The sequence below is a fragment of the Sinorhizobium sp. 8-89 genome, assembly GCF_030124325.1.
In the GTDB taxonomy this organism is placed as follows: domain Bacteria; phylum Pseudomonadota; class Alphaproteobacteria; order Rhizobiales; family Rhizobiaceae; genus Sinorhizobium.
In genome coordinates, this window is the sequence record NZ_JASKLR010000001.1 from 542,444 (window position 1) to 563,108 (window position 20,665).

Here is a 20,665-nt window from a genome sequence, read left to right on the forward strand (position 1 = left end):
TCGCTCATATTGCGATGCAGCATCGATTTTGCAATGCATTAAAATGCGGCGCTGGCATGCGCAATTCGCATGGCTTTTTTCACGATCTGTTCATGAATTGAGCGCTGAGTCTGCTTAGCCGCTCAATCTGGCCCTGAAGGCCAGCAGATCCTGCCAGGCAAACCGCTTGTTGACTGGCGCCGTCACGAGATCCTGGGGATGCAGCGTAGCCAGCGACGGGACGCGGTGGCCACCGGCGGAAACTTCGCGCCATTCCCCCCGCAACTGATGGATCGTATCGCCGCCGCCGAAGAAGAAGCGAGCGGTGAAGTTCCCGAGAAGCAACAACTGCCTGGGTTCCGCAAGCGCAATCTGCCGCTCGATGAAGGGGCGGCAGATGTCTGCCTCCCGCGCGGTCGGCACGCGATTCCCGGGCGGCCGCCACGGTACGACATTTGTCAGCAGCACATCTTGCTTCGCGAGACCGATCCCGGAAAGCATGAGCTCGAGCATTTCGCCGAGCTTGCCGGCGAATGGTTGGCCATCCCGGTCGTCGTCCGGATAGGGCATCGGTCCGACGATCATGATGCCGGAAGCGGGGTTGCCTTCGGCGAAGACGAGATTGCGGGCGCTGTTCTTCAGGTTGCAGTAATTGAAGGACTCAACAGCCGTCCGCAGTTCGGGCAGCGAGCGCGCGGATTCCGCGGCGAACCTGGCCTCCTTGACGGCCTGCTCGTCGGGGACTGCGACAGGCGGAGGGGAGGCTGCCGGCGCGGCCGGTGCAGCATTGCGGGACTGAGTGGGTGTCGCTGGTTGTGGTCCTGCACTTTGTTTTTGCCCGGTGCCTGTCGGAGCGAGTTGAGGTGCGCCACGCGCCTCCGCGCGCCTCGCCTTCATCGCCTCGAATTCGGCGAACCGGTCGACGGCTTCGTCTTCCAGCAACCATTCGACGCCCGCGTCCGCATGGAAGGCGAGAAGGGCGGCAAGCTCCGAAGGGGAAAGGTCGTTGGCCGGGATCATGGCGCGAATGTAGCAGATCGGCGGAAGCGGTCCAGCGGCATCAGGCAGCTTCTGCCGTCCAGGTCTCAATGTCCTGCCGTTCGCCGATCAACGCAAGCCCGTGCGCGATCGAGAGGAGTTCGCCGCCGCTTTCGATCTTTGACCGGTCGAAGCGGTTGTCGAATATCCGTCTTACCGCCGGTACGAAGGACGTGCCGCCGGTCAGGAATACCTTGTCGATCGCTGCCGGTGCTGTCGCCGTTTTTTGAAGTACGTCGCCGAGCGCCTGTTCGATGCGGGAAAGATCGGGCGCGATCCAGGTCTCGAAGTCGGTGCGCCGAACCGTCCTACGCGCCCGCTCGCCGAGCGGCGCAAAGAAGAACTCTGTTTCCTCCTCCTGCGACAACCGCATTTTGGTGGCTGAAACCGCCTGGTAGAGCGGATAGCCCTCATCATGTTCGATCAGGTCCACAAAGGCCTCGAGCTTTTCCGGTTCAAGGCTCGCCCGGACAAGCTTCTTGAGTTCGGAAAAGTCCTTCAGCGTCTTGAAGATCGAGAGCTGGTTCCAGCGGCCGAAATTGGCATAGTAGCTCGACGGCACTTCAAGCAGCTTGTCGAAGCTTTTGAACAGACTCCCCTTTCCGATGAGCGGCGAGACGATATTGTCGATGATGCGGAAGTCGAAATGATCGCCGGCGATACCGACGCCGCCATGCCCGACCGGCGTTGCCGTCAGCCGCCCGCCCTCGCTCTCGAAGCGGATGATCGAGTAGTCGGTCGTTCCGCCGCCGAAATCGGCTACCAGCACCGTCGCATCCCTGTCGAGGGTTCGCGCAAAATAGAAGGCAGCCGCGACCGGTTCGTAGACATAGTGGATTTCCGGAAAGTCGAAGCGTGCGAGGGCACGATTGTAACGCTCGAGAGCCAGTTTTTCGTCGGGATTGGCGCCGGCAAACTGCACCGGGCGCCCGACGACGATGCGCTTCAACTCGCCGCTCCAGTCGCTGCTCCAGTCGCTGCCCGCATAATCCCTCAACCGCGCGAGGAACGCGTACATGAGGTCTTCGAAGTCGTGCCGTTTGGCGAAGACCATCGTCCCTTGGAAGAGCGAACTCGCTGCGAACGTCTTTATCGACTGGAGGAATCGGCATTCGCCGGGGTTGTCGATGAACTCGCGGATTGCCGCCTGTCCCGCTTCGATTTGTAAGCGTCCGCGGTCTGCGCCCTTGAGGAACGAAAGTGCCGTTCGCGTGGTGTCGGATCTGCCCGCCGGACTGTCGACGACGACGGAGCGTGTCGAGGCGTCCTGTGAAAGTGCCAGCACGGAATTGGTCGTGCCGAAATCGAGGCCGAGGGCCGATGCCATGACGTTCTCCGTATTTAAACCAATTCCAGGAAGATGGGTGCAACGGTTATCCGTCCGGAATTGCGTCACTCTCAGGGAAGGGCGGGCCTCCTCGCATGCGGAGGTCATAAAAGCAAGCTGTATCGATCACCGGAATTGCGCCGCATGTTTACGTTTACGTACAAGTAATATAAGGCACGTGTGGTAAACTCATGAAGTTATGCGCAAATGCGGAGATAGTCTGTCGCATCTCGGCTCGACAATCCTGACCGCATTTGCCATGACGGGATGATTTGGCTGGGAACAGAGAACCGGCGCAAGACCGGCGAGACTGGAGAGCAAAAGAATGACCGAGCGACAGGAACTGCCGGAACGCGAGAGCATGGAATTCGACGTGGTGATCGTCGGCGCCGGTCCGGCCGGGCTAGCCGCGGCGATCCGGCTGAAGCAGGTCAATCCGGAGCTCTCGGTCGTGGTGCTGGAAAAGGGCGCCGAGGTCGGCGCGCATATCCTTTCCGGCGCGGTCGTCGATCCTGTTGGTATCGACCGGCTGCTGCCCGGCTGGCGCGACGAGCCAGATCATCCGTTCAAGACCGAGGTCACCGACGATCATTTCCTGTTCCTCGGTCCCGCCGGCTCGGTCCGCCTGCCGAATTTTCTGATGCCGCCGCTGATGAACAATCATGGCAACTATGTCGTCTCGCTCGGCAATGTCTGTCGCTGGCTGGCGACGCATGCGGAGGCGCTTGGCGTCGAGATCTATCCGGGCTTTGCCGCAACCGAGGTGCTCTACAACGACGAGGGCGCGGTGATCGGAGTTGCCACCGGCGACATGGGCATCGAACGCTCCGGCGCGCCGGGCCCGAACTTTGCCCGCGGCATGGCGCTGCTTGGCAAATACACGCTGATCGGCGAGGGCGTGCGCGGCTCGCTGGCCAAGCAGCTGATCGCCAAATACAGGCTCGACGAAGGCCGCGACGTGCCGAAATTCGGCATCGGCTTGAAAGAACTCTGGGAGGTCAAGCCGGAAAACCATAAACCCGGCCTGGTGCAGCACTCCTTCGGCTGGCCGCTCGACATGAAGACCGGCGGCGGCTCCTTCCTCTATCACCTCGAGGACAACCTCGTCGCCGTCGGCTTCGTCGTCCACCTCAATTACAAGAACCCCTATCTGCATCCGTTCGAGGAGTTCCAGCGCTTCAAGACCCATCCGGCGATCCGCGGCACCTTCGAGGGCGGCAAACGCCTCTCCTACGGCGCCCGCGCCATCACCGAGGGCGGCTACCAGTCGGTGCCGAAGCTCTCCTTCCCCGGCGGCGCGCTGATCGGCTGTTCGGCCGGCTTCGTCAACGTGCCGCGCATCAAGGGCAGCCACAATGCGGTGCTGTCGGGCATACTGGCGGCGGAGAAACTCGCCGAGGCGATCGCCATCGGCCGCGCCAATGACGAGCCTGTCGAGATCGAACGCGGCTGGCGCGACAGCGCCATCGGCCAGGACCTGAAGCGGGTGCGGAACGTCAAGCCGCTGTGGTCGAAGTTCGGCACCGCGATCGGCGTCGCGCTCGGCGGCCTCGACATGTGGACCAACCAGCTGCTCGGCGTCTCCTTCTTCGGCACGTTGAAACATGGCAAGAGCGATGCGCAATCGCTGGAGCCGGCCGCCCGGCACCGGAATATCGACTATCCGAAGCCGGACGGCGTCTTGACCTTCGATCGCCTCTCCTCGGTGTTCCTGTCGAACACCAATCACGAGGAGGACCAGCCGATCCATCTTCAGGTCAAGGACCCCGAACTGCAGAAGCGCTCGGAATACGACGTCTTTGCCGGCCCGTCGGCGCGCTACTGTCCGGCCGCCGTCTACGAATGGGTGGAGAAGGACGGCCAGCCGACCTTCGTCATCAACGCCCAGAACTGCGTCCACTGCAAGACATGCGACATCAAGGACCCGAACCAGAACATCAACTGGGTGCCGCCGCAGGGCGGCGAAGGCCCGGTCTATCCGAACATGTAACGTTCGAGAGGCGAGCCGCGCGAAACCCCGTCGGGCAAGACCGGCAGCCAGTCTTTCGACATGTGAGATAGCGCCGGCCGGTAGCGCCGGCATTCGCCGGTTCAGATGGCCTGGCGCTGAGACGTCCAGGCCGACGTCGCCTCCGCAGTTGATTCTTGCCTTTTGATAGAGGCGGCACGATTGCGGTTGCCGGGGCTCGAAACCCATCAATTTTTTGTGTGTCCGGGAAGTGAGTCAGCGCACTGGCTGACGCAAATGGAAAAGCGTTTGCCGGAAAGACTGAGTAGCAATGATGGGGGCGTCGATCCGAATAGGCATTGACGGCCGTCGTAAGCTGTTGCTTCCAATCCTCTCGGATTGGGGCAGGGGCCTTGTTCCGTTCGCTGCCGGCCGTTGCGGTGAGGTTGGCAGTTCGCCCTGGGTACACCGCCAAACAGAGGGAACTGAAAATGAAAAAATTCCTTGCAACGACATGTCTTGCTGCCGGCCTTCTCGGTCTTGGCAGCGCGGCGTCGGCGGCAGAATGCGGCGACGTGACGATCGCCAATATGAACTGGCAGAGCGCCGAAGTGCTGGCGAACGTGGACAAGTTCATCCTGACCGAGGGCTATGGCTGCAGCGCCGATCTCGTGGTCGGTGACACGGTGCCGACGATTACCTCGATGATCGAGAAGGGTGAGCCGGATGTTGCGCCCGAAGGCTGGGTCGACCTGCTGCCGGATGTCGTCAATCGTGGCCTTCAGGAAGGTAAGCTCGTCGGCGCGGCGGTTGCGCTTTCCGATGGCGGCGTCCAAGGCTGGTGGATCCCCAAATACATCGTCGACGCTCATCCGGACATCAAGACGATTGACGATGTCCTGAAGCACAAGGAGCTCTTCCCCGATCCCGAGGATCCGAGCAAGGGCGCAGTTTTCAACGGCCCACAAGGCTGGGGCGGCACCGTGGTGACGACACAGCTTTACAAGGCGTATGGCGCCGAGGCTGCCGGTTTCACGCTGGTCGACCCGGGCTCCGCAGCGGGTCTCGATGGCTCGATTGCCAAGGCTTACGAACGCAAGGAAGGTTGGGTCGGCTATTACTGGGCACCGACGGCGCTTCTCGGCAAATATGAAATGGTCAAGCTCGACCATGGCGTTCCGGCGGATCCGGCCGAGTGGAAGCGCTGCAACACGGTTGCCGATTGCCCGGATCCGAAGAAGAACGATTGGCCGAAGGACAAGGTCCAGACGCTGGTGACCAAGGCCTTCGCCGATCGCGCTGGCCCGGCAATGGACTATCTCAAGACCCGCGCCTGGCCGAACGATACCGTCAACAAGCTGATGGCCTGGATGACGGACAACCAGGCGAGCGGCGAAGAAGGCGCGAAGCATTTCCTCGAGGAGAACCCGGACATCTGGACCAAGTGGGTTTCTCCGGAAGTTGCCGAGAAGGTCAAGGCTGCCCTCTGATCGACTCCCTTGAACGAACGGCGCGCGCAAGGCGCGCCGTTTTTCGTTTCAGGATGCGCATGATTTCGTTCACCGCATGTCGGTTTGAGAATAAGATCGTGCGGCCTCATTGGTTACAGCGCATTGTGCGTAAGGTCGGCGGCGCCCAAGAAAAATAACGATGTGCCGCCCTAACGGTTGCGAAGGGGAATGAAGATGGAATGGCTGACCAAATTTCCGACTATGAATGACGATAGCCTTCGGGAACTGAAGAAGGTGATCGATGAAGGCTTCCGCGCATTCACGCGCACCTATGGCGATGCCATCGAGTCCTTTTTCGATCCGCTGCAGTTCTTCCTGATCTATGCCGAGCGTTTCATGACGCGAACGCCCTGGCCGATCATCCTGATCCTGGTCGCGCTGATCGCCTGGCTCGCCAGCCGCAATTGGAAGATCGTGGCCGGTTGCGTGGGCACGCTTCTTGCCATCGGCTATTTCGACATGTGGGACGACACGATGAAGACGATCTCGATGATCTTCGTCTGTACCGTCCTGTCGATTGCGGTCGGCATACCGATCGGCATCATAATGTCGCGCTCGGATCGCTTTCAGAACATCGTCAATCCGGTGCTTGACGTCATGCAGACGATGCCAAGCTTCGTCTATCTCATCCCCGTGGTTATGCTGCTCGGCATCGGCAAGGTTCCGGGCCTGATAGCCGTCGTCATTTACGCCATCCCGCCGATGATCCGTCTTACCAATCTCGGTATAAGGCTTGTCGACAAGGATGTGCTTGAGGCGGCGGACGCCTTCGGTTCGTCGAGCTGGCAGAAGCTCAAGAACGTACAGATGCCGCTTGCCTTGCCGACGATCATGGCCGGAATCAATCAGACGATCATGATGGCGCTCGCCATGGTCGTGATTGCCTCGATGATCGGCGTTCAAGGGCTGGGCCAGCCGGTGTTGAAGGCGATCGCAAACCAGTATTTCACGCTCGGTATCTTCAACGGTCTCGCTATTGTCGGCATCGCAATCATCTTCGATCGCGTCAGCCAGGCCTATGGCCATCGCCTGCAGAGACATCGCGAGATCGTTCACGGCTGACAGAGAACGGCCCGGACCCAAAACTTCCGGGCCGTTCTATGCAATCTCAAGCCTGCCTATGGGAGAGAATGCCGGTCGAGAGTGCAACGCCACCCGAGGTGATGACCGCGGCCACGGCCTCGAACGAACCGATCGATTCGCCAAGCAATGCTGCACCGCCGAACATGGCAAGCACGGGCGTCAAGGCGGTGAAGGCGGCCGCTTGCGTGCCGCCCAGACGACGGACCGCAAAGCCATAGGCAACAGTTGCCGCGAGGCCCGAAAGAATCCCCTGACTCAAGACCTGGAGGCCGATCTCGCCGAGCGGAACGTGCGTAAGCGTGCTGCCGAAGACCGATGCCAAGGCGAGATGGATCAGAAACGACCAGACGGCAATCAGGGCGCTGCCTTCGACGGCGCTAAGACCCGAGCGCCGGAACGCGTGGGTATAGATTGCCCAAAGCGTCGCGGCGGCGGGCAGCAGCACATAGCCCGTCCAGGCGGATGGATCCGATCCGCCGAGACTGCGGCCAAGCAGGATTGCGACGCCGACGACGATCGCAGAAAAGCCGATTATGCGCATGCGGTCGGGGCGTTCCTGGAAAAACAAGATGCCGATCAACGCCGCGGCGAGCGGCATCGAGCCGCCGAGCAGAATGCCGACGGATGAAGCAGGCGTTGCGTGGATGGCGAAGGCGGCCACCTGGAAAAACACGGCGCCCGAACCCGCGACCATCAGAACGAGAAGGGAAAGCGGCAACGCTTTGGGCAAGAGCCCCGTCTTCAGCCAGACCGGGGCGAGTACAAGCGCCGGTATTCCGTAGCGAATGAGCCCGAGGTCGATCGTCCCGATTGCCGTCGCGGCGGTGTGCCGCGTGGCCAGAATCCAGGTCGCCCAAATCATCACGGTGATGAATGCGCCGGCATAGCCGGCGGCGGGTGCGGCGGAGCCGCGATCGAGAGTGAGCGCAACCATTTTCATGTTCCTTCCCGAAGGGTTTGCGAAAGAGGATCGGGAAAAAACTAGCGCCGAGTGCGGGGGTATGTCCTTGCTATCTGTGCCTCACAACCCGTATGATCGGCAACAATCTGCCAATCCACCGTCATTGTGTTCATGAGTATGCCAAAACTGGATAAATTCGACATCGCCATCCTGAAGATTCTCCAGGAGGATGCGCGAGCGACCAATGTCGAGATTGCGGAACGGGTCAACCTGTCGCCGTCACCCTGTCTGAGGCGCATTCGCAATCTCGAAAAATCCGGTGTCCTGCGCGGTTATCGCGCCGACATCGATCGCAAGGAGGTCGGCCTTGGCCTTACGGTTTTCGTCGAGATCAAGGTTGGCCATCACAGCCAGGAGAACGCACGCCGCCAGCAGGAATCGCTGCTCGCCATTCCCGAGGTGGTCTCGTGCTTTCTGATTTCCGGCAATGCCGATTTCCTGGCGGAGGTCGTGGTCGAGGATCTCTCGGCCTATGAGAAGCTCTTGACTGAAACCTTGCTGGCATTGCCGGGCGTGACAGATATCCGATCGAATTTCGCTATCCGCTCCATCAAGACGGGCGGTCCGCTGAAGCTGCCGTCGTTGTAGCGAAGGATTTCCCGCGGCACTCACTGCCGCGGGAAGGCTGCGCGCCCCTTTCGAAACGTCTGCTTAAAACCCTTCCAGAACGAGCTTGCCGCGCGTGCGGCCGGTCTCGATCGCTTGATGCGCCTTCCTGAGCGTGGCCGCGTTGATGGGACCCAGCGTTTCCGTCAAGGTCGTGCGGATCTTGCCGCCGTCGACCAGTTCTGCGACGCGGTTGAGCAGTTTGTGCTGCTCGATCATGTCTGGCGTTTTGAACATCGGACGGGCAAACATCATCTCCCAGTGCGTCGATACCGCTTTGCGCTTGAACGGCATGACATCGAGCGCAGGAAGATCATCGATCAGGGCGAAGCGGCCCTGCGGTGCAATCAGCTTGGCGATCTCGCTGATATGCTTGTCGGTGTTGGTGGTCGAGAAGACGAAGGCAGGCGCGCCAAGCGCCAACTGCTCGATCTCGGCGGCAAGCGGGCGACCGTGGTCGAGTACCTGATGGGCGCCGAGCTTCAACACCCAATCGCGGGTTTCGGGTCGAGAGGCGGTTGCGATCACGGTGAGGTTCGTCAACGCGCGCAACAATTGGATGGCAATCGATCCGACGCCGCCGGCGCCGCCGATTATCAGCACGGCATTGGCAGCCCCCGGCACCGGATCACTGACCTTCAAACGATCGAACAGCGTTTCCCAGGCCGTGATCGCGGTCAGCGGCAGCGCGGCGGCCTCGGCAAAGCCGAGCGACTTCGGCTTTCGGCCGACGATGCGCTCGTCCACCAGATGAAACTCGGCATTGGTGCCTGGCCGGTCGAGTGCGCCGGCGTAGAATACTTCGTCGCCCACTTGGAACAGTGTGACTTTCGGGCCGACGGCCTTGACCACGCCGGCGGCGTCCCAACCGAGAACCTTCGGTTGGTTCGACTCCGGCTGAACGCCGGCGCGCACTTTCGTGTCGACGGGATTGACGGAGACCGCCTTGATCTCGACCAGAAGATCGCGATCTTCCGGTGAGGGCACAGGCAGATCGACGTCGATCAGGGCGGTTTCGGCGGTGATGGCTTGCGGTATCCTGTAGGCGACGGCACGCATCGAATGCTCCTTTGCAGAATTGAACAGGAGCTACATGAGCATTATAGTCGCTGAGCACAAGAATGCACAAATTTGGCCCATAGTGTCGAAAAGGATACTGTTATGTCCAGGCCGCGCGCAAAACTGACGAACACATTCCCGGGTTGCCCGGTGGAGTCGACGCTGAGCTTCATCGATGGCAAATGGAAAGGGGTCATCCTCTATCATCTGATGCTCGAGGGCACGTTGCGCTTCAACGAGTTGCGGCGGAGATTGCCAAGCGTGACGCAGCGGATGCTGACAAAGCAGTTGCGCGAACTGGAGGAGGCGGGACTTCTGTCACGCACTGTTTTTCCGGTCGTCCCCCCGCGCGTCGACTACGCCTTGACGCCCAGGGGAGAAAGCTTGAGGCCCGTTATCATGGCGCTGAAAGCCTGGGGCGATGAAAATGTTTCTTGCGACGGCGATCGTATGACACTGAAACCGCTCGAGAACCGGTCGGCTTCACGAGCCAAATTCGAGGACGCCTGACTGGGCCCTCTGGAAACCCTCCTCATCGCGCTTATCTGTGACCTACATGTTTGATCGAGGCCCGGGAGAAAACGACGTTTCATGAAAGTCAAAGCCATCTTCAATCGAGATGGGGGAACATTCCGCACGACGGATATGGAGGCCTACGGACGGCGGGTGGAAGAGGTCTTTCGCGGTGCCGGACATCAGATCGAAGTCGTCGCCGTCGGGGCCGGTGACATGCGCGATATGCTGGAAAGAACCTGCCGCCGCGACGATCTCGATGCGATTGTCGCCGGCGGCGGAGACGGTACGATTTCGGCGGCTGCCGGCGTCGCGTGGAAAAACCGCATGCCGCTCGGTGTCATCCCGGCTGGGACGATGAACCTTTTCGCGCGCTCGTTGAAACTGCCGCTCGATATCTGGAAGGCGCCGGAGGTCCTTGCTCATGGCAGGATCATCGATGGCGACATCGGCAGCGCGGACGGCCGCGCCTTCGTTCATCAGTTTTCGATGGGCTTGCATGCCCGTCTGGTACGCTTTCGCGAATCCTACCGTTTCGCCTCAAGGCTCGGAAAGATCGGCGCAAGCACACGCGCGGCGATCGGCGTGATCTTCAACCCCCCGGATTTTGAGATCGAGTTCGATGCCGACGGTCACCGGGAGCGCCGGCATGTTTCGGCCATTTCGGTCTCGAACAATCACTTCGGCCATGCCACATTGATGTACGCGGATGACGTGACGAGCGGGCATCTAGGCTTCTACACGGCGCCGCCGCTGAAACCGGCCGGGGTGGCGAAACTTGCCTTCGATATCCTGCGCGGAAAGTTCCGCGCGAGCCCCTTGATCACCGAGATGAGCGCCATCGCTGTCGATCTGCACTTCCCGAAGGTGGACAGAAAGATCAATTGCGTCATTGACGGCGAGCTTCTGCCGATGGGACGTGACGTGGCGCTGCGCATCCATCCCGGCGAACTGAAGCTGCTGGTCGGCAATCAGTAGACGCAGCCGCCTTGAAAGGACGCAGTTTCGGACGGAAAGCCGTTGCATACTTTCCTGGAGTTGCTCCGGCAGGGTTATTGACCGGCGACGGTGCCTTGTTCCCCGATCCAGATGTAGCTGAAACCGTATCGCTGCGAATCGCGACCGTAGAGATAGGGTAGGGTTACCGAACGTGGTGTCATTCCTGTCTCCGGGACGTTGAAAGCCTTCAAGGCCACTTTCAGAAGCTCCGGAACCGGCTGTGCCTGGGCCTCGCCGTCGCGCCAGACCACCAGAATTGGTCGTTTGGCCATATCGGCTGCAGGCACATTCGAAAGATGGGGAATGGCAACCAGCGCATCGCGCAATTGTGTGCGGATGTTGCCTGCCAGCTGCTTGTCGCCCGTCAGAACGAGCGTTGGCTCTTTGCCTTCGCTCTGCGCGATGGCTTCGACAAATGCTCCGTAAGGAATGTTCAGCCTCGAATAATCTCCGTACCAAGGCCGCACGATGACCCGGGCCGAGACGACCGCGAGCGCGCCGACGGCGATGATCCCGACCAGCAGGAAGAATCGGCCGAGATGGCCCGACAAATCGATCTTCGCCGCCTCGATCTTGAGACAGAGATAGAGCGGAAGCAGGACGAGAAAAAGGACAAGCCATTTCTCGCGAACATGCGTCGCCGCTACACCTAGAACGATCAGCAGAACGGCAAAGAGGCACAGCAAAATCATGCGTCCGACGACCCGGGTCCACTGGCTTTCGGCCCGCCAGATCAGCCGGATCTTGGCGCGAAAGACAAGTCCAAAGAGGAGCAGCGTGACGATGCTGCCGCCGATGATCGCCGAGCCGAGAGCCAGGACACCGTGGGCCGCCTGCAGGAGCCGCCCCTCAACCTCGCGTTCCTTCATCTCGTTCAACGTACCGCTCGATGCGGAATCGAGATTCTGAAGCACCCAGTAGCCATGCGGCAGGACGATGAGACAGGCAACCACAATGGCCGCCAGCGTCCGCCATTCGAAGATGCGGGCGCGCAGTTCGCGCTCGGGGAGCACGGCAATGATCGCGGCGACCGGCACCAGGACGAAATTATACTTCGAGATCACGCCGATGCCGACGGCGGCCCCGGTGAGCAGATAGGAAAGGAGGCTCGGTCGCGTGAGTGTCCGCAGGAAGCCGTAAAGGAACAGCGATACGGCGAAAAGCGCGGCGACCGTGTGCGAAAGATCACGCTGCGCCAGCAAGAAAACCGGCGGCAACGTCAGCACACCGAGCATCGCGATCGCTGAAAGCCGCCGATCGGCAAGAACAAGGCGTGCTGCGAGGCCATAAAAGAGGCAGCAAAGGAACAGCAGCCCGTTCTTGAGGATCGTCATGGTCGCAAGCGACGTGCCGAGCAGTTGGCCCAAGCCGTATTGCAGCCAGTTGTAGAATGGAGGCTGCGGTCCGTAACCCAGTTGCAGGAACTGCGACACAAACGCCTGTTCCGCCTCATCGATCTCAAGGGAGTTGGAAACGGCAAGGCGCAGTAGAACGCACAGCAGGAAATAACCCGAAACGGCAAAGAAGACCGCGTCCGAGCGTCGATTGACGGTGTCAAGCATCGGCTTGTTCCTGCTCGAAGACCTGGCGCACGATGTAGCTTGTCGTCTCGTCGTCGCGGAAATAGGCGCGGGCCATCATCTCCGACAGTATGCCCGTGGTGATGAGCTGGATCGACGACAGGAACAGCATCACACCAACCATCAGCATCGGGCGTGTGCCGATGTCGTTGCCGAGGATGAATTTGTCGACGGCCAGATAAAAGAGGATAAGTGCGCTCAAACCGCCGGTCGCAAGCCCGATGGATCCGAAAAAATGGCCGGGGCGCGCCTTGTAGCGCATGAAGAAGAGCACGGCCAAAAGGTCGAGGATGACGCGGAAAGTGCGTGAGATGCCGTATTTCGATGCGCCGAAATGGCGGGCATGATGGGTGACTGGCATCTCGCCGATCCGACTGCTGGGCACGACGCCGGCGACCCATGCAGGGATGAAGCGGTGCATCTCGCCCATCAGCTTGACTTGCTTGATGATCGAGGCGCGATAGACCTTCAGGCTGCACCCGTAGTCGTGGAGCTTGACGCCGGTGATCTTGCCGATCAGCCGGTTGGCGCACCAAGAGGGAATTTTCCTGAGCAGCAGGCCGTCCCGGCGGTTCTTTCTCCACCCGACGAGCAGGTCCAGTTGGCGTTCCTCGATCGCCACGACCATGTACGGAATGTCTGCGGGATCATTCTGCAGGTCGCCGTCGAGTGTCGCGATCAATCGTCCCGAGGCCGCATCGATACCGGCCTGCATGGCGGCAGTCTGACCGAAATTCTTCTGCAGTTCTATGATCTTCAGCCTCAGGTCCGGGCGGAAGAGTTCGGCGCGGGCATTCCGAAGCGTGCGGTCGGTGCTGCCGTCATCCACAAGGATCAGTTCCCACGGCTTGCTGAAGCCGGCCATTGCGTTGTGAATGCGTGTGACGAGCGGCCCGACGCTGTCCTCTTCGTTGAACACGGGGACGACGACGGACAGCTCGATGGCCTCCAATTTATCGGCAAGAGCCGCCATGGGTTCTTCAGTGTGGTTCAAGGATGATCTCCGGCGTACTGTCGCAGGTTTTCTTGCACAGTTAACGGTGATAACCAACGTCGAATTGCGTGGTTCAGCACAGGAAATCGGCATCGAATGAATTCGGACTGGCAGTTCAGTCAGCGATCGTGGCTCGCACGCAACCGCATGGTGCTGATTTCCGTAGTCGCGATCGCGGCCTACGCGATCTTCGTTGAATGGGTCTGGGGCTGGTCGACCCTGATGCGCCAGTGGGCCGAGATTGGCATCGGGGCCGTGCTTGCCGCGCTCGTCCTACTGATCTCCACCTATTTCATCCGCTGCTACCGCATCTATGATTATTTCCAGGGGCATACCGCAGGCCGGTTCCTGCCTTTGTTTCGCGTTACACAGGTCCACAACCTGCTCAACATCATGTTGCCGTTTCGAGCAGGCGAAACGAGCTTTCCTCTGCTGATGCGCTCCGAATTCGGCGTGCCACTCGTGCACGGCACATCGGCGCTGCTCGTCATGCGGCTGCTCGATCTGCATGCGTTGCTGACGGTTGCCACCATCGGCCTCGTGATCGAGAGGAGCGATGCGTCGATCGGCTGGCTCGTCTGGATGCTCGCATTCTTTTCGCCGCTCGCATTCTTTCTGCTGAAGGGAAGGGTTCTTGCGCTTGCGCGGCGTTTGGCGCGGGGGAAGTTTGCGATCGTGCTGGATGAAGTGGAGGCAGGCCTCCCGGACAACATGCCAGGATTTCTGCGTGCATGGACGATGACCATTCTGAACTGGGCCGTCAAGGTCGTGGTTCTCGCCTGGGTGCTTGCCATCATGGGCGTGGCGCCGCTTGCTGCCAGCTTCGGCGGTGCTCTTGGCGGCGAGCTCTCCTCCGTGCTGCCGGTTCATGCGCCGGCGGGTGTTGGAACCTACCCGGCGGCGATTGCGGCCGGAGCGATTTCCTTCGGAGCGCCTGGCGGTCGCGGCTCACTTGAACTGCTCGGCCGAGCCAGCGTCAATGCACATCTGCTCGTCATCGTCTCGGCAGTCGCCGGCACGATGCTGTCGCTCCTGCTGCGGCGGAAAGCGTGATCTACTGGAACGAGGTCTCGTAGAAGCTTCGGAGCTTGCGCGAATGCAGTTTCTCCGGCGGCATGGCCGCGAGCTTCTGCAAGGCTAGGATGCCGATCTTCAGATGCTGGCTGATCTGCGTCCGGTAAAACGCGCTCGCCATGCCGGGCAGCTTCAATTCGCCGTGCAGCGGCTTGTCCGACACGCAAAGCAGCGTGCCGTAAGGCACGCGGAAGCGGAAGCCGTTGGCCGCGATCGTTGCCGACTCCATGTCGAGCGCGATTGCGCGCGCCTGAGAGAGGCGCTTGACGGGGCCGCGCTGGTCGCGCAGTTCCCAGTTTCGGTTGTCAATCGTCGCGACCGTGCCCGTGCGCATGATCTGCTTGAGATCATAACCCTTGTAGCCGGTCATCTCGGCAACGGCGTCCTGCAACGCAACCTGCACTTCCGCGAGCGCCGGCAGCGGGATCCAGACCGGCAGATCGTCATCGAGCACGTGATCCTCGCGCATATAGGCATGTGCCAGCACATAGTCGCCGAGGCGCTGGCTGTTTCTGAGGCCGGCGCAATGACCGAGCATCAGCCAGACATGCGGGCGCAGCACCGCGATGTGGTCCGTGATCGTCTTGGCGTTGGACGGGCCGACGCCGATGTTGACCAAGCTGATGCCGCCATGGCCCTTTTTTTTCAGATGATAAGCCGGCATCTGCGGCAGACGTCCGAGGGTATAGTCGGCATCCGGCTTGTCGGCACCCGCCGGGGTTACGATATTGCCGGGCTCGACGAAGGCGGTGTACCCATTGCCGCCTTCTGCCATCTGCTGCCGGGCCCAGGCGCAGAACTCGTCGACATAAAACTGGTAGTTCGTGAAGAGCACGAAATTCTGGAAATGCGCGGGACTGGTCGCCGTGTAGTGGCTGAGCCGGGCCAGCGAATAATCGATGCGCTGCGCCGTGAACGGAGCAAGCGGCGACGGTTCGCCGGGGCCCGGCTCGTAGGAACCATTGGCGATCTCGTCGTCGGTCGTCGTGAGGTCCGGCGCGTCGAACAGATCGCGTAGCGGGATGTCAATGGTCTCGGCGGCCGAGGCCTCGACATGAGCGGCCTCGCCGAAGGCGAAATGCAACGGTATCGGTGTCGCCGATTCGGATACGGTGACACCCACACCATGATTGCGCATCAGGTGCCCGAGCTGTTCCTTCAGGTAGTGGCGGAAGAGTTTGGGTCGGGTGATCGTCGTCGTGTAGACCCCGGGCGCACTGACGTAGCCGAAGGAAAGCCTGGAATCGACGTGGCCGAAGCTGCTCGTCTCGATGCTGACTTGCGGATAGCAGGCACGGAAACGCGTGAGCGGCGCATCGCTCTTTCCAAGCCCTTCGAACGCCTCGCGGAGGAAGCGGGTGTTGCGTTCGTAGAGAGCCTCCAGGCAATCGACGGCCTCGGCCGGATGCTCGAAGAGTTGCGGCTCGATTGGTTCAGGGGTTGCGATGGAGAGAACGGAGTTTGAAGAGATTCGTTTGTTCATGTCGCATTATAGGCTGCGGCTCCTGACAAGCAAACGACAAGATTGCAGGGCAATGCGGAAAAACATGCGCGATTTCCCTTGGCCTCCCTCCAACTATCTGGAATCAAAGGCGCTCGGAGCGGCCCAACTCTGCCTTTCGCATCTTTCGCTTGCACGCTCAGCGCGGGCCTGCGAGGATGATCGCGCTGCCGGCGACCGCTAGCGCGACGCCGGTCACGTCCCAGCGATCCGGGCGCACACCCTCGGCCAGCCAGAGCCAGGCGAGCGAAGCGGCGATATAGACGCCGCCATAGGCGGCATAGGCGCGGCCCGCGGCAGCCGCATCGATCATCGTCAAGAGCCAGGCAAAAGGCGCGAGCGACCCCATGCCGGGCATAAGCCACCAGATGGATTTGCCGAGCTTGAGCCACGCCCAGAAGGCAAAGCATCCGGCGATTTTGGCAAGTGCCGCCGCGAGATAGATTGCGAATGATGGCGTGGTTTTCCGAAGCCGTTCATCGGGAAGGGATCGGAATTTCAGTCCAGGTGCAAGAGGGAGCGGTCGCGAGCTTGCTGTCAGCTCATGGCTTGACGCTGGAGCGTCACGAAAAGGACGAGGCCGGCACCGTTTCCGATGCCGAGGCCTGCGGCCTTGGTGTAAGCGACCGCCCCGATCGGCGCCATCAGCAGGCTCGTGAGCAACAGGACCCGGAGCGAGAGAATAGCGGAAGTGGCGAGAGCAGCCATTTTCGGTTCCTTTGGAGCAATTTCACGAAAAGTGAATAGCGGTTTTCCGCCCGGAATTGCGTGAGCTTCAGGGGTCTAGAGCTTGGCCTGGCAATATTGTGCCGTGTGGGCGGTGCAGTCGGTCAGCGAGCCGAGATAGGTGCTTTGACGGCGGCGCTGCGTATCGGCACTGACCGCGGCAGCGAGCGTCATCGCGAAGACAACCATCAGCAGACTGATGATGGTGAGGCGCCGAGCGAGAATATCCATGGTTCTGTCCGTTGGCTGGAGGCACGTTGAAATCGATAATGGCCTTTTTGCACAACCAAACTGAATTTATGCTGAGATGTCCGTTCATCTCCGGTTCATCTTCGCAAGCTGCCCTAATGCATATCTCCTCAGATCGCAGTGAATTTAGCGAGACATGCAGCACTTCAGACATGCCACAGCGACCTTTGCGCGTCTGAAAAGACGCACGGCGCTGTAGTCTTGCCGGCGGCAGCAGGCATGCCTACCTCTCTACTCTTGCAACCTCAGGAGAAACAGGATGACTGCTCCGATCGAGCTTTATTACTGGCCGACCCCAAACGGCTGGAAGATCACGATCATGCTGGAGGAACTCGGCGTTCCTTACGTGGTTAAATACGTCAATATCGGGCGAGGCGAGCAGTTCGCTCCGGATTTCCTGAAGATCGCACCCAACAATCGAATGCCGGCGATCATCGATCCCGATGGTCCGGGCGGCCAGCCGATATCGGTGTTCGAGTCGGGGGCGATCCTGCAATATCTCGGGCGCAAATACGGCAAGTTTTATCCTGCCGACGAACGGGCCCGCGTCGAAGTCGATCAATGGCTCTTCTGGCAGATGGGCGGCCTAGGCCCCATGGCGGGACAGACCCATCATTTCCGCCAATATGCTCCGGAGAAGATCGAATACGCTATCAACCGCTATACCAACGAGGCAAACCGTCTCTATGGCGTGATGAACAAGCGTCTTGCCGATAGGCCGTTCCTCGCCGGCGATTATTCCATCGCGGACATGGCCTGCATCGGCTGGGTGATCCCGCACGAGAACCAGGGGCAGGACTTGAATGATTTCCCGAATCTGAAGCGCTGGTTCGAGGCGGTGCTTGCGCGGCCGGCTGTCCAGAAGGCGATCGAAGTGGGCAAGGAGGAGCGCGCCCGCCAGCAGAGCCTGGCCGAGGATCAGGAAGCGCAGAAGATCTTGTTTGGGCAGCGCGCCCGTTGAGATGAAGAGGGGCAACCACGATGAGCGGTGCCCCTCATGATCTCGACGTTGTTACAGACGCGTCCAGGTCTGCGATTTGCAAAGCACCTTCAGCACACAGCCTTTCATCTTCAGCGAATTGCCGTTGACTGCACCCGAGCCGCTATAGGTCTTGTCATTTTCCGGATCGGTGATTTCGCCGCTATAGCTGCCGTCGGTTCCGGTGAGATTGCCGATGCGTTTGCCCGCGTGCTTTCCGGTTTTCAAGGTAACGCAATATGCGCCGCCGCACGGTACGATTTCGGCGGTGGCGCCGCTTGCAGTCTTCCAGTTGCCGACGATCGGTTCTGCGGCAATGGCCGAGCAGGCGGTGCCGAAGGCAACGGCCGCTGCGATGAGCAATGTGCGAATCATTCAATTCCTCCGATAAGAAAAGCGGCCGGTATTGTAGCGTGTACCGGCCCAACCTGAACGCCTCATAACGAGCGGTCTCCCACCGCCGGGCGAAACGTAGCTTACGCGTACGTAAAGGTAAATATCCGCAGCGTCGCTGGAATTGTATTTTGTCGCGTGCCGGAGAGCCGCGGAAAATCGGCGAAGGTCGCTGGTTCGGATGGTTGATGCTGTTTTTGTGGTTAGCGTTTGGTTGAAATCCGCAGTTGAATATTTCGTAAATTTTGAAGCAAATCCACGCTGTTCCAGGCGATCCGATGCTTAATGAAAGCTCAAGTTTACCAACCGTTTGAACTTTGTTTGCGTCAAATTAAGCATGCATTTTAAGCGAGCTTTGAAGGCCGTGCGGCATACTTCAATCCATAAGACGAGCGGAGAAAACAACCCGCCGAACCGCCGAAAGCGACACTGCAAAAGACGGTGCGTTTTTCGGAAGGCCCGCAAAGAGGCACGACTGAACAGGGACAAAACAAGTGCTGATTTGGAGCAAGGTCCGCCCCAAGGGCGGGCCGCTTCAGCCGGATCAATCAGGCAAGACATCAATCAGGCAAGACAGGGACAAGACAATGGCACGCTTTGACATGCAGCTCGCTTCGGATGCCGCAATGGGTGGTGAAAACCAAGCGGACGTATTTTGTGAAATGGGCCTGGCCTATGCGACGGGCCGTGGACGGCCGGTCGATCTCGTTGCCGCCCACAAGTGGCTGAACATTGCCGCCATCAAGGGCTCGGACCGCGCCGCGGACCTGCGCGCCGACCTGGCGGCAACGATGAGCAAAACCGATTTAGCCTACGCATTGCGTGCGGCTCGCGAATGGATGACGGTACATTGATGAACGCGCAGGCCGCGCTTCTTTCCCGGCCGCGCAGAGACTTTGCGGGGACAACCGGTTGGCCTCCTTGCTCGATCAGTTGAGCGCTAGGTGCTCGCTGCCAGGCTCCCGAGAACGTCGGGCAGGGCAGCCTCGAGCAGGTTCATTTCAGCTTCGGGTCCGGTGCTGACCCGGATGCAGCGATTGAGCGGGGCAACACCCGGCATGCGGATGAAAACACCGTGATCACTCATCAGGCGGTCGACGATCGCTCGCGCATGGGTCGCGTCGCGTCCGCAATCGATGGCCACGAAATTGGTGGCCGATGGCAATGGTGTAAGCCCGTTGTCGCGCGCTATGGCAGAGATTCGATCGCGTGACGCCGTTATTCTCGCAATGACTTGCCTGAGGTAGTGCTGGTCGGCGAGGGCAGCAATCGCTGCGGCGACGCCGACACGATTCATTCCGAAATGATTGCGGATCTTGTCGAATGCCGCGGCCGTGCCGGGCGTCGCAAGCGCGTAGCCGACGCGCGATCCAGCAAGGCCATAGGCCTTGGAAAAGGTGCGCGTGCGTACGACGTTTGGCTTGTCGATCAAGCTGCCGATCGTCGGTATCGATTCCGGCGGCGCCGTTTCGCTATAGGCCTCGTCGAGGATGAGCAGCGTCGTTTCCGGCAGGGCACTTGCGAATTCGACGATTCGATCGGCCGGCCACCAGCTCCCCATCGGGTTGTCCGGGTTGGCGAAGTAGACGAGCGGTGCGTTCTCGCGCTTCACGGCGGCGAGCAAGCCGTCGAGATCCTCCCTATCGTCGACATAAGGAACTGTGACCAGACGCCCGCCGTGCCCGGCGACATGATAATTGAATGTCGGATAGGCTCCGAACGACGTCACCACCGGCATGCCGGGTTCGATGACAAGGCGGACGATCTGGCCGAGCAGTCCGTCTATGCCTTCGCCGATCGCAATGTTGGCGGGAGAGGTTCCCAGGTGGCCGGCGAGTGCCTGCTTCAAATCGTAGTTCTCAGGGTCGGCATATTTCCAGGTCTCGCCGGCCGCTTGCTGCATGGCGAGCAGCACCGAATTTGCCGGACCGAATCCACTTTCATTGGCCCCGATGCGTGCCGCGATCGTCCGGCCGCGCTGACGTTCGATCGCTTCGGGCCCAACGAAGGGAATGGTTGCTGGCAAAGACTGGATAAGCGGCGTGAGGCGTGAGAATGCGGACATGCGAGAAGCTGAACCCCGTTCGAACAAAACGCCGCGGAACTTACCGCATATGTGCGGGAATCGGAATCGATTTTGCGGAA

21 protein-coding genes are annotated in these 20,665 nt (G+C 60.3%); 9 read left to right on the forward strand and 12 right to left on the reverse strand.

What is annotated here, in order from left to right:
* Positions 1 to 114: 114 nt before the first annotated feature.
* Both QN219_RS02640 and QN219_RS02645 read right to left on the reverse strand, forming a co-directional pair.
* Entirely contained in the window at positions 115 to 999 is an 885-nt protein-coding gene (locus tag QN219_RS02640) for a uracil-DNA glycosylase (protein ID WP_283998255.1), read from the reverse strand.
* A gap of 40 nt (positions 1,000 to 1,039) precedes the next feature.
* Positions 1,040 to 2,344, reverse strand: a complete 1,305-nt coding sequence (locus QN219_RS02645) for an Hsp70 family protein (protein ID WP_283997727.1) — start codon at positions 2,342 to 2,344, stop codon at positions 1,040 to 1,042.
* A 325-nt stretch (positions 2,345 to 2,669) separates the two neighbouring features.
* On the opposite strand from QN219_RS02645, the gene QN219_RS02650 reads away from it, so the two are divergent.
* The 3 genes from QN219_RS02650 to QN219_RS02660 all read left to right on the forward strand — a co-directional run bounded on the left by QN219_RS02650 (position 2,670) and on the right by QN219_RS02660 (position 6,865).
* A complete protein-coding gene (locus QN219_RS02650) occupies positions 2,670 to 4,334 on the forward strand; it encodes an electron transfer flavoprotein-ubiquinone oxidoreductase (RefSeq protein WP_283997728.1) in 1,665 nt (554 codons plus the stop codon).
* Between the two features lie 449 nt (positions 4,335 to 4,783).
* Entirely contained in the window at positions 4,784 to 5,782 is a 999-nt protein-coding gene (locus QN219_RS02655; protein WP_283997729.1) for an ABC transporter substrate-binding protein, read from the forward strand.
* Between the two features lie 195 nt (positions 5,783 to 5,977).
* On the forward strand, positions 5,978 to 6,865 hold the full coding sequence (locus tag QN219_RS02660; protein ID WP_283997731.1) for a proline/glycine betaine ABC transporter permease: 888 nt from the start codon (positions 5,978 to 5,980) through the stop codon (positions 6,863 to 6,865).
* A gap of 46 nt (positions 6,866 to 6,911) precedes the next feature.
* Here QN219_RS02660 and QN219_RS02665 read toward each other — a convergent pair whose 3' ends face one another.
* Positions 6,912 to 7,820: a DMT family transporter gene (locus tag QN219_RS02665; RefSeq protein ID WP_283997733.1), complete on the reverse strand. Its 909-nt coding sequence runs from the start codon at positions 7,818 to 7,820 to the stop codon at positions 6,912 to 6,914.
* A gap of 144 nt (positions 7,821 to 7,964) precedes the next feature.
* Between QN219_RS02665 and QN219_RS02670 the strand changes: the two genes are divergently transcribed.
* Entirely contained in the window at positions 7,965 to 8,435 is a 471-nt protein-coding gene (locus tag QN219_RS02670) for an Lrp/AsnC family transcriptional regulator (RefSeq protein ID WP_173510462.1), read from the forward strand.
* Positions 8,436 to 8,498: 63 nt separating this feature from the next.
* On the opposite strand, the gene QN219_RS02675 is transcribed toward QN219_RS02670, so the two are convergent.
* A complete protein-coding gene (locus tag QN219_RS02675; RefSeq protein WP_283997734.1) occupies positions 8,499 to 9,512 on the reverse strand; it encodes a zinc-binding alcohol dehydrogenase family protein in 1,014 nt (337 codons plus the stop codon).
* A gap of 102 nt (positions 9,513 to 9,614) precedes the next feature.
* On the opposite strand from QN219_RS02675, the gene QN219_RS02680 reads away from it, so the two are divergent.
* Together QN219_RS02680 and QN219_RS02685 are read left to right on the forward strand one after the other, a co-directional pair.
* Positions 9,615 to 10,022: a helix-turn-helix domain-containing protein gene (locus tag QN219_RS02680; protein WP_283997736.1), complete on the forward strand. Its 408-nt coding sequence runs from the start codon at positions 9,615 to 9,617 to the stop codon at positions 10,020 to 10,022.
* Positions 10,023 to 10,103: 81 nt separating this feature from the next.
* Positions 10,104 to 11,003: a diacylglycerol kinase family lipid kinase gene (locus tag QN219_RS02685; protein WP_283997738.1), complete on the forward strand. Its 900-nt coding sequence runs from the start codon at positions 10,104 to 10,106 to the stop codon at positions 11,001 to 11,003.
* Between the two features lie 74 nt (positions 11,004 to 11,077).
* Here the strand turns inward: QN219_RS02685 and QN219_RS02690 are convergent, their stop codons facing one another.
* Complete coding sequence (locus QN219_RS02690; RefSeq protein WP_283997740.1) at positions 11,078 to 12,586, reverse strand: glycosyltransferase family 39 protein; 1,509 nt, start codon at positions 12,584 to 12,586, stop codon at positions 11,078 to 11,080.
* Positions 12,579 to 13,598: a glycosyltransferase family 2 protein gene (locus QN219_RS02695; RefSeq protein WP_283997742.1), complete on the reverse strand. Its 1,020-nt coding sequence runs from the start codon at positions 13,596 to 13,598 to the stop codon at positions 12,579 to 12,581. Before QN219_RS02695 ends, QN219_RS02690 begins: the two co-directional genes overlap by 8 nt.
* Positions 13,599 to 13,694: 96 nt before the next feature.
* Between QN219_RS02695 and QN219_RS02700 the strand changes: the two genes are divergently transcribed.
* Positions 13,695 to 14,651 carry a lysylphosphatidylglycerol synthase domain-containing protein gene (locus QN219_RS02700; protein WP_283997743.1) on the forward strand — a complete coding sequence of 319 codons (957 nt, stop codon included), beginning with the start codon at positions 13,695 to 13,697 and terminating at the stop codon, positions 14,649 to 14,651.
* Position 14,652: 1 nt separating this feature from the next.
* Here the strand turns inward: QN219_RS02700 and QN219_RS02705 are convergent, their stop codons facing one another.
* The 4 genes from QN219_RS02705 to QN219_RS02720 all read right to left on the reverse strand — a co-directional run bounded on the left by QN219_RS02705 (position 14,653) and on the right by QN219_RS02720 (position 17,130).
* Positions 14,653 to 16,155, reverse strand: a complete 1,503-nt coding sequence (locus QN219_RS02705; protein ID WP_283997746.1) for an AMP nucleosidase — start codon at positions 16,153 to 16,155, stop codon at positions 14,653 to 14,655.
* Positions 16,156 to 16,312: 157 nt separating this feature from the next.
* A complete protein-coding gene (locus tag QN219_RS02710; protein ID WP_283998256.1) occupies positions 16,313 to 16,675 on the reverse strand; it encodes a YnfA family protein in 363 nt (120 codons plus the stop codon).
* A gap of 35 nt (positions 16,676 to 16,710) precedes the next feature.
* Positions 16,711 to 16,881, reverse strand: a complete 171-nt coding sequence (locus QN219_RS02715) for a hypothetical protein (RefSeq protein ID WP_283997747.1) — start codon at positions 16,879 to 16,881, stop codon at positions 16,711 to 16,713.
* A gap of 75 nt (positions 16,882 to 16,956) precedes the next feature.
* The gene (locus QN219_RS02720; RefSeq protein ID WP_269277003.1) at positions 16,957 to 17,130 is read right to left on the reverse strand and encodes a hypothetical protein; all 174 of its coding nucleotides are present in this window, start codon (positions 17,128 to 17,130) and stop codon (positions 16,957 to 16,959) included.
* 277 nt (positions 17,131 to 17,407) lie between these two features.
* Between QN219_RS02720 and QN219_RS02725 the strand changes: the two genes are divergently transcribed.
* Positions 17,408 to 18,109 carry a glutathione S-transferase N-terminal domain-containing protein gene (locus QN219_RS02725; protein ID WP_283997750.1) on the forward strand — a complete coding sequence of 234 codons (702 nt, stop codon included), beginning with the start codon at positions 17,408 to 17,410 and terminating at the stop codon, positions 18,107 to 18,109.
* A gap of 51 nt (positions 18,110 to 18,160) precedes the next feature.
* Here QN219_RS02725 and QN219_RS02730 read toward each other — a convergent pair whose 3' ends face one another.
* Positions 18,161 to 18,502 carry a DUF2147 domain-containing protein gene (locus tag QN219_RS02730; protein WP_283997752.1) on the reverse strand — a complete coding sequence of 114 codons (342 nt, stop codon included), beginning with the start codon at positions 18,500 to 18,502 and terminating at the stop codon, positions 18,161 to 18,163.
* Between the two features lie 605 nt (positions 18,503 to 19,107).
* Between QN219_RS02730 and QN219_RS02735 the strand changes: the two genes are divergently transcribed.
* Positions 19,108 to 19,374 carry a sel1 repeat family protein gene (locus tag QN219_RS02735; protein ID WP_283997754.1) on the forward strand — a complete coding sequence of 89 codons (267 nt, stop codon included), beginning with the start codon at positions 19,108 to 19,110 and terminating at the stop codon, positions 19,372 to 19,374.
* An 86-nt stretch (positions 19,375 to 19,460) separates the two neighbouring features.
* On the opposite strand, the gene QN219_RS02740 is transcribed toward QN219_RS02735, so the two are convergent.
* The gene (locus QN219_RS02740; RefSeq protein WP_283997756.1) at positions 19,461 to 20,585 is read right to left on the reverse strand and encodes a pyridoxal phosphate-dependent aminotransferase; all 1,125 of its coding nucleotides are present in this window, start codon (positions 20,583 to 20,585) and stop codon (positions 19,461 to 19,463) included.
* Positions 20,586 to 20,665 lie beyond the last annotated feature (80 nt).

Excerpts from the sequence above, each read along its gene's own strand:
- QN219_RS02640 (WP_283998255.1), bottom strand. The coding sequence starts at position 999 with ATGATCCCGGCCAACGACCTTTCCCCTTCGGAGCTTGCCGCCCTTCTC.
- QN219_RS02645 (WP_283997727.1), bottom strand. The coding sequence starts at position 2,344 with ATGGCATCGGCCCTCGGCCTCGATTTCGGCACGACCAATTCCGTGCTG.
- QN219_RS02650 (WP_283997728.1), top strand. The coding sequence starts at position 2,670 with ATGACCGAGCGACAGGAACTGCCGGAACGCGAGAGCATGGAATTCGAC.
- QN219_RS02655 (WP_283997729.1), top strand. The coding sequence starts at position 4,784 with ATGAAAAAATTCCTTGCAACGACATGTCTTGCTGCCGGCCTTCTCGGT.
- QN219_RS02660 (WP_283997731.1), top strand. The coding sequence starts at position 5,978 with ATGGAATGGCTGACCAAATTTCCGACTATGAATGACGATAGCCTTCGG.
- QN219_RS02665 (WP_283997733.1), bottom strand. The coding sequence starts at position 7,820 with ATGGTTGCGCTCACTCTCGATCGCGGCTCCGCCGCACCCGCCGCCGGC.
- QN219_RS02670 (WP_173510462.1), top strand. The coding sequence starts at position 7,965 with ATGCCAAAACTGGATAAATTCGACATCGCCATCCTGAAGATTCTCCAG.
- QN219_RS02675 (WP_283997734.1), bottom strand. The coding sequence starts at position 9,512 with ATGCGTGCCGTCGCCTACAGGATACCGCAAGCCATCACCGCCGAAACC.
- QN219_RS02680 (WP_283997736.1), top strand. The coding sequence starts at position 9,615 with ATGTCCAGGCCGCGCGCAAAACTGACGAACACATTCCCGGGTTGCCCG.
- QN219_RS02685 (WP_283997738.1), top strand. The coding sequence starts at position 10,104 with ATGAAAGTCAAAGCCATCTTCAATCGAGATGGGGGAACATTCCGCACG.
- QN219_RS02690 (WP_283997740.1), bottom strand. The coding sequence starts at position 12,586 with ATGCTTGACACCGTCAATCGACGCTCGGACGCGGTCTTCTTTGCCGTT.
- QN219_RS02700 (WP_283997743.1), top strand. The coding sequence starts at position 13,695 with ATGAATTCGGACTGGCAGTTCAGTCAGCGATCGTGGCTCGCACGCAAC.
- QN219_RS02705 (WP_283997746.1), bottom strand. The coding sequence starts at position 16,155 with ATGAACAAACGAATCTCTTCAAACTCCGTTCTCTCCATCGCAACCCCT.
- QN219_RS02715 (WP_283997747.1), bottom strand. The coding sequence starts at position 16,881 with ATGGCTGCTCTCGCCACTTCCGCTATTCTCTCGCTCCGGGTCCTGTTG.
- QN219_RS02720 (WP_269277003.1), bottom strand. The coding sequence starts at position 17,130 with ATGGATATTCTCGCTCGGCGCCTCACCATCATCAGTCTGCTGATGGTT.
- QN219_RS02725 (WP_283997750.1), top strand. The coding sequence starts at position 17,408 with ATGACTGCTCCGATCGAGCTTTATTACTGGCCGACCCCAAACGGCTGG.
- QN219_RS02730 (WP_283997752.1), bottom strand. The coding sequence starts at position 18,502 with ATGATTCGCACATTGCTCATCGCAGCGGCCGTTGCCTTCGGCACCGCC.
- QN219_RS02735 (WP_283997754.1), top strand. The coding sequence starts at position 19,108 with ATGGCACGCTTTGACATGCAGCTCGCTTCGGATGCCGCAATGGGTGGT.
- QN219_RS02740 (WP_283997756.1), bottom strand. The coding sequence starts at position 20,585 with ATGTCCGCATTCTCACGCCTCACGCCGCTTATCCAGTCTTTGCCAGCA.